Origin of the sequence: Neobacillus vireti (genome assembly GCF_036962345.1) — a bacterium.
GTDB lineage: Bacteria > Bacillota > Bacilli > Bacillales > Cytobacillaceae > Neobacillus > Neobacillus vireti_A.
This window is the reverse complement of sequence record NZ_JBALNB010000003.1, coordinates 137,829-152,429: the sequence shown is the minus strand read 5'-3', so window position 1 is coordinate 152,429 and position 14,601 is coordinate 137,829. Positions and strand designations below refer to the sequence as shown.

Sequence of the window (14,601 nt, the reverse complement as noted above, 5' to 3'; positions counted from 1 at the left end):
GAAGCAAGGGTGATTAAATTGCCAGACATTCGACAAAAGTTTACAGACATTAAGGAGCAAGTTGAGCAAAAAGTATATCATTCTTACTTGCTTAAACATATTGATATGCCTGTAATTGATGAAGATAAACTGCTTATTCTCGTATCCATCATGGATAGGCTCGAATTGTCTTACAATGAGTTAAAGAATTACGCAACGACAACAATGCTAATACAAATTGCCCTTGATACCCATGAGCATATATCGAATGCAACTGTTGATGAAATTAATAGACAATTAACAGTCCTAGCTGGGGACTATTATAGTGGATTGTATTATAAACTATTGGCTGAGTCAGAAGATATCAATATGATAAGAGAGCTCTCAAGAGGGGTAAAAGAAGTTAATGAACATAAAGTGTCCATTTATCAAAAAGAACTGAATGGAATCGAAAATTTAATGACAAGTATAAAAAAAATTGAAAGCTCTTTACTTGTTAAATTCTCCGGACGTTTTAAAGTAGACTTATGGAATGACTTTATTGTAAATTTATTTTTCTTTAAGCGCTTGCTTTTCGAAAAGAAACTTTTTTTGGAAACTGGAAGCAGCATCATGTTCGAATCAATGAAGGATTTTATTAGTCCTATTAAAAATCTTTCAGTAAATAAATTGTCAGATAATCAGCAGAGAGATTTGCTTGTGATTTGTGATCGTTATCTTGATTCTTCCAAACAATTTCTTATAAAAGGAATAAGTCAGCTCCCATATTTAAATGATATGCTTGAAGCTAGAATTACTTCGATCATTAATGAACATCAACCATTTGCGAAATCTTTAGTGGAAGAAGGGTAAGCATATGCAGCAATCCAAAGAACAACGAGTTCATAAGGTTTTTGAGAAAATTTCCGATAACTACGATAAAATGAACTCTGTGATAAGTTTTCAACAACACATTAAATGGCGTAAAGATACCATGAAAAGAATGAATGTCAAGCCAGGTTCGAAAGCGCTGGATGTTTGTTGTGGAACAGGGGACTGGACGATTGCACTATCTGAGGCTGTTGGTCCATCTGGTGAGGTTACTGGATTGGACTTTAGTCAGAATATGCTAAATGTTGGGATCGAAAAAGTAAAAAGCATGGGTTTAAAACATGTGAATTTAGTTCATGGAAATGCCATGGAGCTGCCTTTTCCTGATAATAGCTTCGACTATGTAACAATAGGTTTTGGTTTAAGAAATGTGCCGGATTATCTTCAGGTATTAAAAGAAATGAACCGTGTAGTTAAGCCGGGCGGGATTGCAGTCTGTTTAGAAACCTCCCAGCCTACTCTTATAGGGTATAAACAACTTTATTATTTTTATTTCCGTTTTATCATGCCAATGTTTGGTAAATTATTTGCTAAAAGCTACGAAGAATACTCATGGCTTCAAGAATCTGCACGTGATTTCCCTGGTATGAAAGAATTAGCGAGAATGTTTGAAACTGCAGGCTTCAAAAATGTTTTTTATAAACCATATAGCGGCGGCGCGGCAGCGGTTCATATAGGACATAAAAAGTAATTTTTTTGATATGTAAACAGGATGAAAAGCTGGTGAATACAAATGAAATTAAAGATGATGTATTCATTTTTGAATTCAGATATTAATTTAATCGAAAAAAAATTAGAAGAGACAATCCAGGCGGACTCTCTTCTTTTGAAACGGGCTTCATTGCACACCCTGCGGGCAGGAGGTAAAAGAATTCGGCCTGTTTTTGTTTTATTGGCTGGAAAGTTTGGCCAGTACGATATTAATGTAATGAAAAACGTTGCCGTTGCACTTGAACTTATTCATATGGCTTCCCTTGTGCATGATGATGTCATCGACAATGCCGATATTAGAAGGGGTCAGCCAACGGTTAAAGCGAAATGGGACAACAAGACGGCCATGTATACGGGTGACTTTATTTTTGCGCTCTCGTTGGAATTGATGAGTGAAATTAATAAGCCCTTAGCTCATAAAATATTAGCCAATACCATTGTTGAAGTATCTGTGGGTGAAATCCAGCAGATTAAAGATAAATATCGATTTAATCAGAATCTTAGGGATTATTTGCGCAGAATTAAAAGAAAGACAGCCTTGTTAATCTCTGCCAGCTGTCAGCTGGGTGCGATTACTGCTGATGTTGAGGAATCCATACATAAAAAATTATACCGATTTGGATATTACGTCGGCATGGCATTTCAGATAACAGATGATATTTTGGATTTTACCTCGACGGAAGAGGAACTTGGTAAGCCAGCTGGCAGTGACTTACTTCAGGGAAATATCACAGCTCCTGCTCTCTATGCAATGGAAAACGATCAGATTCGGTTTGAGATTGAAAAGGTTCACGAGGATATGGAGCCTATTCAAATACAAAAAATCATCTCCCTTATTAAAGAGTCTGGTGCTATAGAAAGGTCCATCGCATTAAGCGATATGTACCTAAAAAAGGCACTAGCCGTACTAGAAGAACTACCCGCGAACAAAGCAAATAAGACACTGCGAGATATCGCAAAGTTTATTGGAAGACGGAAATATTGAGAAAAAGAGAGTCAAACCATGGTTTACTCTCTTTTTCTGTCAATTTTTTAATTGAAATCGCTTTCGACTTGCGAAATATTCTAAAAAATGTTAACATCTTCATGGATTGTCCCACTATGGCAATTATTATACATACTATTTTAGGAGTGGAATTCATGGAAAAAACATTTTTAATGGTGAAGCCTGACGGTGTACAGCGTAATTTAATCGGAGAAATCGTTGGTCGTTTTGAAAAGAAGGGTTTCCAATTAGCAGGCGCTAAATTAATGAGCATTCCAACTGAACTTGCCCAGGAGCACTATGGCGAGCATAAAGAACGTCCGTTTTTTGGTGAGTTAGTAGATTTCATCACATCCGGACCTGTTTTTGCAATGGTTTGGCAAGGTGAAAATGTTATTGCTACAGCACGTCAAATGATGGGATCAACAAATCCTAAGGATGCCGCACCAGGTACTATACGTGGAGATTTTGGTTTAACTGTTGGAAAGAATGTTATTCACGGATCTGATTCTCCTGCAAGCGCTGAACGTGAAATTGGGTTGTTTTTTAAAGACGGCGGCGTTGTAGAGTACAGTAAACTCGTGAATGAATGGATTTATTAATTTCGGGTAAAAGGCACTTGTATCCTTGATACAGGTGCTTTTTTGTATGCGTATTCATCAGAATTAAAAAAATATTTTGTTAACAAATAGTGTACAAAAGGGTGAAACGTGTTTATCATTAATTAAATAAGCATCCATCAATTTATGCTATTTTCAGATAATTATACTAGGTTTATTGGTCTTAATATGGTATATTGATAAAAATCCTTTAATGAGTTGAAGGGGGAAAGAGTAATGGGAATGAGATATTTAACAGCAGGAGAATCACACGGTCCACAATTAACGACTATTTTAGAGGGACTGCCAGCAGGGATGCCCTTATTGGCTGAAGATATTAATACAGAGCTTGCAAGGCGGCAGCAAGGTTATGGCCGCGGAAGAAGAATGCAAATAGAAAAAGATACAGTTCAAATTACATCTGGAGTTCGTCATGGCCAAACACTTGGATCTCCGATTTGCTTAGTGGTAGAGAACAATGACTGGAAGCATTGGACTAAAATTATGGGAGCAGATCCATTAATTGAAGGACAAGAAGATGAAGTAAAACGTAAAATAACGAGACCAAGACCTGGTCATGCTGACTTAAATGGTGCGATAAAATACGGTCATCGAGATATGAGAAATGTTCTTGAACGTTCATCAGCACGAGAGACTACGGTAAGAGTAGCGGCCGGTGCAGTTGCTAAGAAACTTTTATCTCTAGTTGGAGTTACACTTGTTTCACATGTTGTTGAAATAGGTGGTATTAAGGCTAAAGCCAACCCTGATTTAACCTTTGAAGAGTTAAAGGAAAGAACAGAGCTTTCACCTGTACGCTGCGCCGATAAAGAGGTAGAGCAGGAAATGATGGATGCGATTGACAATGCGAAGAAGAACGGCGATTCCATTGGTGGTGTTGTTGAAGTAATCGCAACCGGTATGCCAGCAGGGGTAGGCAGCTATGTTCAATATGATAGGAAATTAGATGCAAAACTTGCGGCAGCTATTGTAAGCATTAATGCATTTAAAGGAGTAGAGATTGGAATTGGCTTTGAAGCAGCAAGTAAGCCAGGAAGCGAAGTCCATGACGAAATTGTTTGGGATAAAGAAAATGGCTATACCCGCAAAACTAATCGTCTTGGCGGTTTTGAAGGCGGCATGACTAATGGGATGCCAATTGTTGTGCGCGGAGTAATGAAGCCTATACCAACGCTTTATAAGCCGTTAATGAGTGTGGATATCGATACGAAGGAGCCTTTTTCTGCAAGTGTTGAGCGTTCAGACAGCTGTGCAGTTCCTGCCGCAGCAGTGGTTGCAGAGAATGTTGTAGCATGGGAACTAGCTAATTCACTTATTGAGCAATTCTATAGTGATCGTTTCGAAACATTTGCCGCCGAAATTAAGCGCCAGCGTGATTACGCGAGGGAATTTTAATGGAAGCTATTAAAATCCAAACAAGCTCGAAACAGTATGAGGTGTTTGTTGGCGAAGGTGTACGGAGTGAAATAAGCACTTTTTTATCATCAAACTTTAGTGATCTGACTAGAATATTAATTATTACGGATGAAACCGTTGGAAAATTACACATGGATAAATTAGCACCACTTATATCCCAATGGGAACCTGCTATTTTTACTGCTCCAGGCGGAGAAAAAGCCAAAACATTCGAGGTTTTCTATGAAGCCTTATCGACGGCTTTGGAAAACCGCTTAGACCGAAAATCCCTTATTATTGCATTTGGCGGCGGTGCGGTGGGTGACCTATCGGGTTTTGTAGCAGCATCATTTATGAGGGGAATACCCTTTATTCAAGTGCCAACGACAATCCTTGCCCATGATAGCGCGGTTGGTGGAAAAGTGGCTATTAATCATCCGCTAGGCAAAAATATGATTGGAGCTTTCCACCAGCCGGAGGCTGTTTTTTACGACCTTGAATTGCTTCATACACTTTCTAAACAAGAAATTCGATCTGGTTTTGCGGAAGTTATTAAGCATGCCCTTATTTATGATAACAACTTTTATAAATGGTTAAAATCAGATATTCACCGTCTTGACGCCTTATCATCTCGACAATTATTTGAATCACTCACAAAAGGGATTCAAATCAAAAATGAATTTGTATCAAAGGATGAAAGAGAAACGGGGATTCGTGCTTATCTAAATTTTGGACATACACTAGGTCATGCCATTGAATCGGAAATGGGCTACGGGAATTTTACACATGGTGAAGCCGTTATGATTGGAATGGTATTTGCCTTAAAGCTAAGTAAAGAGGTAGCAGGGTTATCTTTTGATATAGATGAGTTTGTTACCTGGGTTCAAGAACTTGGCTATCAAACAGAGATTCCGGCGCATCTTTCCACTGAACGTTTGCTGTCAAAAATGAAGCAAGATAAAAAGTCATCAGGCGGGTCTGTTAAATTTGTATTATTAGAGCAGATTGGAAAACCGAAGCTCCAGGAGCTTTCGGATGACTTTTTACTAAATCACATTAGAAATTTTTAAGGTTGTATTTGTATAGATTGTTGTTAAAATCTTAAAGCCGATTTTAACGTGGAAATAGCAATTTTGCGCTTTAGAATTTAGTTTGTAGGCTCTTTTCTTATTAAATTATTTTTTCTATGGAAACTTGGCACAATCATTAAACTTGTTCAAAAATCATCATAGTTAAAGAAAAGAGCCGTATTAAAAACAAGGAGGGACTTGTCATGATTAGAGGGATGAGGGGAGCAATCACTGTAGATAGCAATTCCGAAGAAGTAATCGTATCTGCAACAGAAGAGCTTTTAAAACAATTAATCGAGAGAAACAATATCCTCCCAGAGCAGGTTGCTTCTGTTTTTATTTCAACAACAGAGGACCTGAACGCAGCCTTTCCGGCGAGAGCACTGCGTAAATTTGATGGCTGGACTTATGTACCGGTTATGTGTATGAGAGAATTGCCAGTAATAAATTCTTTACCAATGTGCGTTAGAGTAATGCTGCACGTGAATACAACTGTTAAACAGGAAGAAGTTGTTCATGTTTATTTAAACGGAGCAAAGGTCCTGCGACCAGATTTAGGCAATACTGTGGCCAAGTAGAAAGCAAATTATTAATACGGATGGAGTGGAGATAAAATGAGATGGAAAAAACAGTTATTAAGCCTGACTCCATATCAGCCAGGAAAATCAATTGAATCAGTTAAGAAACAATATAAATTAGACCAGATTGTTAAACTTGCATCTAATGAGAATCCTTTTGGGTGTTCTCCGAAAGTACTTTCTGCATTAGAAAGGAATCAGCCTGACCTTCCTATTTACCCTGATGGCTATATGACGAACTTAAGGGAATCCGTTGCTTCTTTTTTAAATGTCAGCCAAGAAGAACTCATATTTGGTAATGGTTCTGATAACCTAATTCAAATTATTTCAAGGGCTCTCTTACATCCGGGTGCTAACACTGTAATGGCGACCCCTTCCTTCTCGCAATACAAACATAATGCGGTAATTGAAGGAGCAGAGATAAGGGAAATCCCTTTACTTGATGGTCAACATGATTTAGAGAAAATGTATAATGCCATCGATGATCAGACGAATGTTGTCTGGGTATGCAGCCCTAATAATCCAACGGGTACATATGTATCAGAAAATAAATTAATTGCATTCTTGGATAAGGTCTCTTCCGATGTTTTAGTAGTCCTCGATGAAGCGTATTATGAATACGTTTTTGCAGATGATTATTATAATTCAATTGAATTAACACGCTCATATCCCAATCTAATCGTGTTACGAACTTTTTCTAAAATATATGGTATTTCCTCATTAAGGGTAGGCTATGGCGTTGCGAACAAAGAGATTGTTAAAGCGCTGGAACCTGCAAGAGAACCGTTCAATGTTAATTCATTTGGACAGGTGGCGGCACAAGCTGCACTTAGTGACCAAGAGTTTGTTCAAACTTGTAAAGAAAAGAACAAACAAGGTTTAAATCAATTTTATAAATTCTGTGAACAGCACAAGCTTAGCTATTATCCTTCTCAAACTAATTTTATTTTAATAAATATTAATGCTGATGCAGACAAAGGGTTTCAATTTCTTTTAGAAAAAGGCTTTATTGTTAGATCGGGTAAAGCATTAGGATTCCCAACCTCTTTAAGGATTACAGTTGGTACGGAAGAGCAAAATGAGGGTGTGCTTAAAGCGTTAGGAGAATTTCTAGCTGAACAACATACAGCTCAGCTCAGTGGAAATTAGGGGGACTGCCAATGATAGGCCGGGTGTTTGTAATTGGGCTTGGGTTAATTGGCGGTTCCTTGGCTCTATGTATTAGAAAAGAACATAAAGATGCTTTTATTGTTGGCTATGATATTAATCAAGAACAAGCTAGGCTTGCAAAAATGCTTGGTGTTATTGATGAAGTGGCTGATGATATAGCTGATGGAGCTAAAACCGCAGATTTAATTATTATTTCCGCACCAGTAATTGAAACGGAAGCGATCATTCACTTATTGTCGGAGCAATCGTTAAAACCAGAAGTTATCATTACTGATACAGGAAGTACAAAAAGTAAAATTGTTGCCAATGCTGCTGGTTTAAAGAATAAAGGATACACCTTTATTGGCGGTCATCCGATGGCTGGTTCCCATAAAAGTGGTGTGTCAGCTGCAAAAGAAATTCTTTTTGAGAATGCTTTTTATCTATTAACACCAGAGGACCACATTGAAAACTCAAAAGTGGAACTGTTAAAGACATGGCTCAAAGGTACAAATGCAAAATTCTTAAGTGTTACCCCCAAAACCCATGATTATTTAACTGGAATTGTAAGTCATTTCCCTCATATCATTGCAGCCTCGATTGTTCGCCAAACGGAAAGGTTAGCGGATGAAGAGAGTCTTATTCCACGTCTAGCAGCAGGCGGGTTTAGAGATATTACAAGGATAGCTTCTAGCAGTCCTGCAATGTGGAAGGATATATTACTTCATAATCGCGAGGTTTTAATAGAGTTAATTGATAAATGGAAGGAAGAAATGGATGAGGTGAAGGAGTTACTCGAGGAAGAAAATAGTGATGAAATTTTCCGCTATTTTCAGCAGGCCAAGCAATACCGTGATGGATTGCCTGTAAGAGAAAAGGGAGCAATTCCTTCATTCTACGATCTATTTGTCGACGTTCCGGATTATCCTGGTAGTGTTTCTGAGGTTACTGGATACTTAGCAAAAGAAAATATTAGTATAACGAATATTCGCATTTTAGAAACACGAGAAGATGAGATTTATGGAGTACTAGTCATTAGTTTTCAAACAGAAGAGGACAGGCAGCGTGCAGAGAGATGTATTCACAATTGCTCAAGCTACGCAACCTCAATTGGAATATAAATTGATTTGAATATGGGTGATTACATGGAAATAATAGAATTACAGCCAACAGTGAAAGGCTTAAAAGGTGTTATTGAAATACCTGGGGATAAATCAATTTCTCATCGATCAGTAATGTTTGGCTCCATAGCCGATGGAGTTACAAGGGTAACGAATTTTCTTCCCGGTGATGATTGTTTGAGCACGATTTCCTGTTTTAGAAAATTAGGGGTCGTAATTGAAGAAAATGAAAATGAAATAACCATTTATGGAAACGGGTTTGATGGGTTAAAGGAACCTAATGACCTATTGGACGTTGGTAATTCTGGAACAACGATTCGACTATTATTAGGTATTTTAGCAGGGAGACCATTCCACTCTTCTCTTATAGGTGACCATTCAATTGGTAAAAGACCGATGACTAGGGTAACAGAACCGCTCAAAACGATGGGTGCAAAAATCGATGGCCGTAAAAGTGGTGAGTTTACCCCCCTCAGCGTGCGTGGCGGCAGCTTAAAACCGATTCATTATAAAATGCCTGTGGCAAGTGCTCAGGTCAAGTCAGCTCTTATTCTTGCCGGTTTACAAGCTGAGGGAGAGTCAACGATCATTGAAAAAGCTGAATCACGCGACCATACGGAAAGAATGATCCGGAAGTTTGGCGGTGAAATTCAGAAAGATAATCGTACGATTACGGTAAAAGGCGGTCAAAAGCTTTACGCTTCTGATATCCATGTTCCTGGAGATATTTCTTCCGCTGCGTTTTTCCTAGTTGCTGGAGCGATTGTACCTGACAGTGAAATTGTTCTAAAGAATGTTGGTCTTAATCCTACAAGGACAGGTATCATTGAGGTTATGAATCAAATGGGAGCTGCAATCGAGATTCATAACCATGATAAAGATTCTTTTGAACCAGCTGGTGATATTACAATTAAAACTTCAAGTTTAAGAGGGACTGTCGTTGAGGGGGATGTAATCCCAAGACTTATCGATGAAATTCCAATCATTGCCTTATTAGCGACACAAGCCGAAGGGACAACGATTATAAAAGACGCCTCGGAGCTTAAAGTGAAAGAAACAAATCGAATTGATACAGTTGTGCAAGAACTAACAAAACTAGGTGCTTCAATAGAAGCAACCGAAGACGGAATGATTATTCATGGAGGTGCCTCTCTCAAAGGAGGAACTGTATCCAGCCATGGTGACCATAGAATTGGTATGATGCTTGCAATTGCATCTTTGCTATGCAAAGATCATGTTGAGCTGGAAAACCCAGAAGCCATTTCAGTTTCCTACCCAAATTTCTTCGGTCATTTAAATAGCCTAAAAAAATAAAGCTGCCACTCGGCGGCTTTTTTACATGATTTTTCCTGTCATAGTTTCTACAGCTGACACATAGCTTGTCTTAAAGAGGCAAAGCTGTGGAAAGGGTGGTAAGATGGGATATATCATTGAAAATGCCAATATTTTAAAAGAGACTAAACTTACACAATCATCCCTTTTAATCGAGGGAACACAAATTGCTGTAAAGCAAAATCGAATTCACCATAATAAGTTAATGAGAATGAATGCAGAACCTTTTATCATGACTCCAGCTTATGTAATTTTAGACAGTAAAATCCCTCTTAATGCTCCCTTTCAGGAATTTCGAAAATACATGATTGAGAACTTCCTTCTAAAGGGATGTACTACATTCCTTACCTATATTACGATTTCTTACGAAAGTGAATTGTCAGAAAAAATAAAAGAAACCAAAACATCTCTTGTCAGCAGTCCAATCGATTTTCTCATCAGTGTAAAAATTCCATTAAGAATATTAACTCCCTCCTTTATTAGAAAGTGTAAAAAAGAAAGGGTTCCGGCCATTTTTATTGAGATTGATGATATGGCTGAATTTAGTGAAATTCCTTGGGGATGGATACGAGAGGCGCTCTTTCCGTATAATTGTCCGCTTGTCCCAATAATTTCTAAGGATGTAAAGAAGGAACCAAGGAAGGTTGTGTCGAAATGGAAGTTAATAATGGAAAATGAAAAAATTCCTTCTATTCTTGAAGAGGTTAAAGAAAATCACCCATTATCCGTTCCTTTGCTGAACAAACTAGGATTATACCCGCAAAAGGCAAGTTTACTGCATGGATCCGAAGTAAGCTACAATTTATTTTATAAAGCTCGAGAAATCATGAATGTTGATGAAGCAGCATTATTTCATTATCATAGTGATAGACTTGTAGTAACAGTTAGTAAGGGACAAGTAATACGAGCAGGGGAAAAAGTTTTATTTAAACCTGGAAATGGAGAATATGTTAAGGTGCGAACCCCGTCTTATTTTTATTTAAGTTAATCAAGGGAACCGAGAGGATAAAGATTATGGACAGAGTAGACAAAATTATTACAATGTTGGAAAACGGCCAACATAATGAAGCTATAAATGAATATAATGTTGTATTAACAAAAGGTCAGCCCGATGAAAAATTCCTTCTTGCTGAAGAAATGTTCCAGTATGGATTTTTAGCCGAATCCAAGGCGCTCGTCGAAAACCTTTTAGCAATATATCCCGAAGAAGGCGAACTACTCGTCCTGCTGGCTGAAATAGTAGTCGAGTCCGGTGATGAGGAACAAGCAATTCTTGTATTAGAGAAAATTTCTGAACATGACCCTAGCTTTGGACAATCTCTATTGCTGTTAGCTGACTTATATCAAGTTCTAGGTTTATATGAGGTATGTGAAAGTAAACTGCAAAAAGCAAAGGATCTATTGCCTGATGAGGTGATTATTGATTTTGCCCTAGGCGAACTTTATAGTGAACAAGGTGAAGTAACAAAGGCCTTGAAATCATATGAAGCTGTTCTAAAGGAGCAGATTGAAGTCGCCGGTGTGAGTATTTATCAACGAATGGCTGAGCTCCTAAGCGCTTCGGGAGAATTTGAGGAAGCATTAGCCTTTTATGACAAAGCAATCGATGAGAGGGTAGAGATTAATACGTTATTTGGCTATGCTTTTACAGCGCTTCAAGCAGGATATAATCGAACTTCGATTGAGAAGTTTGAGGAATTAAAAGGGCTGGATCCAGAATACCATTCCCTCTATTTACATCTAGCAAAAGCATATGAACGGGAAGAAGAGCTTGAAAATAGCTTAAAGGCTATACAAGAAGGAATTAGTCAGGATGAGTTTAATAAGGATTTGTTTTTCTATGGCGGCAAAATTGCCATCAAACTTGGCATGCCAGAGCAAGCTGAACAATATTTTCGGGAGGCACTAGCATTAGATCCAGGCTTTACAGAAGCAGCACTAACTTTGAATAAGCTCTTTTTTCAGGAAGAGAGGTATGAGGCAGTTATCGATTTAATTTCACAGTTGGACATTGTTGAAGATGAGGAACCCCAGCTCCTATGGGATTCTGCTCTTGCATATGATAAGTTAGAGGAATATTCCTATGCATTAGACAAATATGAAAGTGCATATAATTTTTTTAAGGATAATGAAGCATTTTTGAACGATTACGGATATTTTTTAATTGAGGAAGGAAAAACCGACCTTGCTGCCGAAATTTTTAAACAGTTACAAAAAGGTGATCCAACAAATGGAGAGTATGCTGATTTGCTTGACCGTCTAATTAGTAGAGAGAAGTAATAAAAAGCTGAATATACAGAGGAGGGAAACTATCATATGGCAACCCCTGTTTCTGTCAACGAGAAAAAGGACTTTATTCGTTGGTTTTTAAATCATTATCAATTAAAACGTAGAGAGTGTGTTTGGATTCTAAATTATTTAATGAGTCACGACCAATTAATGGAGAAGGTTCATTTTGTAGAACAAGCACAGTATTGTCCGCGTGGGCTGATCATGTCAACACACTGCGTTGATAAAGTACCATTTCGTTTTTATAAAGAAAATGTGATGACAACTGATGCTGAAAAATCCTTTCATGATATTCGGTTAAATCGTGATGAGGACATTTTTATTCAATTAAACTTTCATGCATCAAATCAAGCTCACCAATATGCTGCAGTATTAGAGGAAAATCCATTTGTCCCAAAACACCTTCAAGTAAATGAAAAAGACGGAGTATTAGCAGAGCAATTTTTACAGAATAGTATTGAAAGGTTTCAACGAGAGAAGTTGCTTCAATTAATTGATGATGCACTCGATAAGCAGGACAAAATCGCCTTCTGTGCCTTAACGGAACAGCTAAATCAACTAAAAGAAGCAGAGAAGAATGGAAGCTTGCGCTAAGCAGGCTTCCATTTTTATTGATTTCCGTGGATTTCTATATTTTCTTTGCGGTTGTCCAATAAATTTTGATATGATAGGAGTAATGATTTGAAAGAAGGCTGGTGTCATAATGAAGTGGGTCTCGAAGGATGTAGAAACCTATTTAACCGCAAAAGAGTACGTGGATACAGCAGTAATTCCCTTAATATCGGTATCATTTGGAAATGAAATGAAACAATCTGCCTCAAGTACTGAATTTATTACCTTGTTAACCAATTATTTAGAAAGGCAATTCACTGGACGATTGATGTTGTTTCCTCCATTTACATTCTTGAAAAGTGACGACCTAGAAGACGTGTTTGGTAAGTTGAAAAACTGGGAAGCTAATATCGAAAAAAATGATTTTAAGTATATTTTTTACATAACCTCTGACAGCGATTGGAAAAAATATGAGAAGGAGTTGACAGGTCCATTAATTTGGCTCCCATCTTTACCTCTGGAGCACTTAAATGATTCCCAGAAAGTTTCAATGATTGAGAGCCAAGTAAAACAACTCTTAAGCCTGTTTACTCAAAAATGGCATGAAAATTTGTAATTCTTTGAGATTAAATATGTTTTTAAAATAGTATGATATTGACCTAGGATAAAGATTGATATATCATGGTTATGTCCTAGTTTTATATGTGTTTAATTTATGTCCGATGGACTTAACTTGTGAATAGAGGGGGGATAAGCATGAGTAAGCATCGTGTTTCAAGAAGACAATTTTTAAGTTACACTCTTACAGGTGTAGGCGGGTTTATGGCAGCAGGAATGTTAATGCCAATGGTTCGATTTGCCATTGATCCAGTTTTAACGGCTGAAGCAGGCGGAGATTTTGTTGCAACTCCATTGAAAATTTCCGATATCACTGCGGAACCACAACGGGTTGATTTCACGTTTGAACAAAAGGATGCATGGTATACTTCAGAAGTGACAAATACTGCCTGGGTGTATAAGGATGAACAAGATAATATTGTAGCCCTGTCACCGGTATGTAAACACTTAGGTTGTACGGTTGCTTGGGGGACTGACAAAGAATATCCGGATGAATTCTTCTGTCCATGTCACTTTGGACGTTATACAAAAGATGGAACAAACGTCAAGGGTACTCCGCCAATTGCACCACTAGATGTATATCCATTACAAGAAAAAGACGGTTTACTTTATTTAGGAAAAGCTGAACCACGGACGAAGGAGGCGTAATCATTGTTAAACAAAATTTACGATTGGGTAGATGAACGTTTAGATATTACGCCTTTGTGGCGCGATATCGCAGACCATGAAGTCCCTGAGCATGTAAATCCTGCGCATCACTTTTCTGCGTTTGTTTATTGCTTTGGCGGTCTAACGTTTTTTGTAACAGTTATTCAAATTCTTTCTGGTATGTTCTTAACGATGTATTATGTACCAGATATTAAAAACGCGTGGGAATCCGTATTCTACCTTCAAAACCAAGTAGCTTTCGGACGAATCGTACGCGGTATGCACCACTGGGGTGCAAGTTTAGTTATTGTAATGATGTTCTTACATACATTACGCGTTTTCTTCCAAGGCGCATACAAAAAGCCTCGTGAACTTAACTGGATTGTCGGAGTTCTTATTTTCTTCATCATGCTAGCTTTAGGTTTAACAGGTTATTTATTACCTTGGGATATGAAAGCGTTGTTTGCAACGAAGGTTACGCTTCAAATTATTGAAGCAGTACCGTTTATTGGAGTTTACTTAAAAACTCTGCTTTCGGGCCATGAGACCATTGTAGGTGCTCAAACCTTAACTAGATTCTTTGCGATTCACGTGTTCTTCTTGCCTGCTGCATTATTTGGCTTAATGGCAGCTCATTTCATGATGATTCGTAAACAGGGTATTTCTGGACCACTATAATACTCT

General features: G+C 37.9%; 16 protein-coding genes. All 16 read left to right on the top strand.

The window, feature by feature from the left end; translation table 11 throughout:
- Positions 1-9 precede the first annotated feature (9 nt).
- A complete protein-coding gene (locus tag V7108_RS02230; RefSeq protein ID WP_335567275.1) occupies positions 10-831 on the top strand; it encodes a heptaprenyl diphosphate synthase component 1 in 822 nt (273 codons plus the stop codon).
- 4 nt (positions 832-835) lie between these two features.
- A complete protein-coding gene (locus V7108_RS02225; protein WP_335567274.1) occupies positions 836-1,540 on the top strand; it encodes a demethylmenaquinone methyltransferase in 705 nt (234 codons plus the stop codon).
- A gap of 42 nt (positions 1,541-1,582) precedes the next feature.
- On the top strand, positions 1,583-2,545 hold the full coding sequence (gene hepT / locus V7108_RS02220) for a heptaprenyl diphosphate synthase component II (RefSeq protein WP_335516126.1): 963 nt from the start codon (positions 1,583-1,585) through the stop codon (positions 2,543-2,545).
- Positions 2,546-2,700: 155 nt separating this feature from the next.
- Complete coding sequence (ndk, locus tag V7108_RS02215) at positions 2,701-3,147, top strand: nucleoside-diphosphate kinase (protein WP_335567273.1); 447 nt, start codon at positions 2,701-2,703, stop codon at positions 3,145-3,147.
- Between the two features lie 240 nt (positions 3,148-3,387).
- Positions 3,388-4,560 carry a chorismate synthase gene (aroC, locus tag V7108_RS02210; RefSeq protein WP_335567296.1) on the top strand — a complete coding sequence of 391 codons (1,173 nt, stop codon included), beginning with the start codon at positions 3,388-3,390 and terminating at the stop codon, positions 4,558-4,560.
- A complete protein-coding gene (aroB, locus tag V7108_RS02205) occupies positions 4,560-5,630 on the top strand; it encodes a 3-dehydroquinate synthase (RefSeq protein ID WP_335567272.1) in 1,071 nt (356 codons plus the stop codon). The genes aroC and aroB overlap by 1 nt, the downstream gene beginning before the upstream one ends.
- A 203-nt stretch (positions 5,631-5,833) precedes the next feature.
- Positions 5,834-6,208: a chorismate mutase gene (gene aroH / locus V7108_RS02200; protein ID WP_335516116.1), complete on the top strand. Its 375-nt coding sequence runs from the start codon at positions 5,834-5,836 to the stop codon at positions 6,206-6,208.
- A 36-nt stretch (positions 6,209-6,244) separates the two neighbouring features.
- A complete protein-coding gene (gene hisC / locus V7108_RS02195) occupies positions 6,245-7,357 on the top strand; it encodes a histidinol-phosphate transaminase (protein ID WP_335516113.1) in 1,113 nt (370 codons plus the stop codon).
- Positions 7,358-7,368: 11 nt separating this feature from the next.
- On the top strand, positions 7,369-8,478 hold the full coding sequence (locus V7108_RS02190) for a prephenate dehydrogenase (RefSeq protein WP_335516111.1): 1,110 nt from the start codon (positions 7,369-7,371) through the stop codon (positions 8,476-8,478).
- 24 nt (positions 8,479-8,502) lie between these two features.
- Positions 8,503-9,792, top strand: coding sequence for a 3-phosphoshikimate 1-carboxyvinyltransferase (gene aroA, locus V7108_RS02185; protein WP_335516110.1), 1,290 nt, complete (start codon positions 8,503-8,505; stop codon positions 9,790-9,792).
- Positions 9,793-9,895: 103 nt separating this feature from the next.
- Positions 9,896-10,798, top strand: coding sequence for a hypothetical protein (locus tag V7108_RS02180; RefSeq protein WP_335567271.1), 903 nt, complete (start codon positions 9,896-9,898; stop codon positions 10,796-10,798).
- A gap of 26 nt (positions 10,799-10,824) precedes the next feature.
- Complete coding sequence (locus tag V7108_RS02175) at positions 10,825-12,090, top strand: tetratricopeptide repeat protein (protein ID WP_335567270.1); 1,266 nt, start codon at positions 10,825-10,827, stop codon at positions 12,088-12,090.
- A 36-nt stretch (positions 12,091-12,126) separates the two neighbouring features.
- Positions 12,127-12,693, top strand: a complete 567-nt coding sequence (locus tag V7108_RS02170; protein ID WP_335567269.1) for a ReoY family proteolytic degradation factor — start codon at positions 12,127-12,129, stop codon at positions 12,691-12,693.
- A 109-nt stretch (positions 12,694-12,802) separates the two neighbouring features.
- Entirely contained in the window at positions 12,803-13,267 is a 465-nt protein-coding gene (locus tag V7108_RS02165) for a YpiF family protein (protein ID WP_335567268.1), read from the top strand.
- 140 nt (positions 13,268-13,407) lie between these two features.
- Positions 13,408-13,917 (top strand): ubiquinol-cytochrome c reductase iron-sulfur subunit, encoded by a 510-nt coding sequence (locus V7108_RS02160; RefSeq protein WP_335519722.1) that lies wholly within the window; start codon positions 13,408-13,410, stop codon positions 13,915-13,917.
- 3 nt (positions 13,918-13,920) lie between these two features.
- Positions 13,921-14,595 (top strand): menaquinol-cytochrome c reductase cytochrome b subunit, encoded by a 675-nt coding sequence (qcrB, locus tag V7108_RS02155; RefSeq protein WP_335567267.1) that lies wholly within the window; start codon positions 13,921-13,923, stop codon positions 14,593-14,595.
- The last annotated feature ends 6 nt before the right edge of the window (positions 14,596-14,601 follow it).

Bases quoted from the DNA above. Each gene is read 5' to 3' on its own strand.
- V7108_RS02225 (WP_335567274.1), top strand. From the start codon at position 836: ATGCAGCAATCCAAAGAACAACGAGTTCATAAGGTTTTTGAGAAAATT.
- hepT (WP_335516126.1), top strand. From the start codon at position 1,583: ATGAAATTAAAGATGATGTATTCATTTTTGAATTCAGATATTAATTTA.
- ndk (WP_335567273.1), top strand. From the start codon at position 2,701: ATGGAAAAAACATTTTTAATGGTGAAGCCTGACGGTGTACAGCGTAAT.
- aroC (WP_335567296.1), top strand. From the start codon at position 3,388: ATGAGATATTTAACAGCAGGAGAATCACACGGTCCACAATTAACGACT.
- aroB (WP_335567272.1), top strand. From the start codon at position 4,560: ATGGAAGCTATTAAAATCCAAACAAGCTCGAAACAGTATGAGGTGTTT.
- aroH (WP_335516116.1), top strand. From the start codon at position 5,834: ATGATTAGAGGGATGAGGGGAGCAATCACTGTAGATAGCAATTCCGAA.
- hisC (WP_335516113.1), top strand. From the start codon at position 6,245: ATGAGATGGAAAAAACAGTTATTAAGCCTGACTCCATATCAGCCAGGA.
- V7108_RS02190 (WP_335516111.1), top strand. From the start codon at position 7,369: ATGATAGGCCGGGTGTTTGTAATTGGGCTTGGGTTAATTGGCGGTTCC.
- aroA (WP_335516110.1), top strand. From the start codon at position 8,503: ATGGAAATAATAGAATTACAGCCAACAGTGAAAGGCTTAAAAGGTGTT.
- V7108_RS02180 (WP_335567271.1), top strand. From the start codon at position 9,896: ATGGGATATATCATTGAAAATGCCAATATTTTAAAAGAGACTAAACTT.
- V7108_RS02175 (WP_335567270.1), top strand. From the start codon at position 10,825: ATGGACAGAGTAGACAAAATTATTACAATGTTGGAAAACGGCCAACAT.
- V7108_RS02170 (WP_335567269.1), top strand. From the start codon at position 12,127: ATGGCAACCCCTGTTTCTGTCAACGAGAAAAAGGACTTTATTCGTTGG.
- V7108_RS02165 (WP_335567268.1), top strand. From the start codon at position 12,803: ATGAAGTGGGTCTCGAAGGATGTAGAAACCTATTTAACCGCAAAAGAG.
- V7108_RS02160 (WP_335519722.1), top strand. From the start codon at position 13,408: ATGAGTAAGCATCGTGTTTCAAGAAGACAATTTTTAAGTTACACTCTT.